The organism is Pseudoalteromonas sp. MER144-MNA-CIBAN-0113 (assembly GCF_040308965.1).
Classification (GTDB): domain Bacteria; phylum Pseudomonadota; class Gammaproteobacteria; order Enterobacterales; family Alteromonadaceae; genus Pseudoalteromonas; species Pseudoalteromonas tetraodonis.
In genome coordinates this window covers 1-258 of the sequence record NZ_JBEOOG010000439.1, presented here as the reverse complement: position 1 = coordinate 258, position 258 = coordinate 1, and the positions used below count along the sequence as shown (strand labels likewise).

At 41.1% G+C, this 258-nt stretch carries 1 protein-coding gene; it reads left to right on the top strand.

Annotated elements, in window-relative coordinates:
* Positions 1-258, top strand: a 258-nt coding sequence (locus tag AAEY57_RS20405) for a tellurite resistance TerB C-terminal domain-containing protein (protein ID WP_350608712.1), incomplete at both ends; no start/stop codon positions are given.

Below are 258 nucleotides of genomic sequence, written 5' to 3'. Positions count from 1 at the left end.
GAACAGATCTTTACCTCAGATGAAGATGAAAGCGATTATATTGAAGTCCCAGAGCTGACAAACGAAGTTGATGGATTAGATCAGGCTCATAGTCAGTTGTTTGAAAAGCTATGCGCTAAAGCGCAATGGGGTCGCGAAGAGGTAGCCCAAATGTGTAGTGAGCTAAAATTAATGGTCGATGGTGCTATAGAAACCATTAATGACTGGTCATTTGATTTAGTGGATGCACCAGTAATTGATGACGACGGTGATATATAC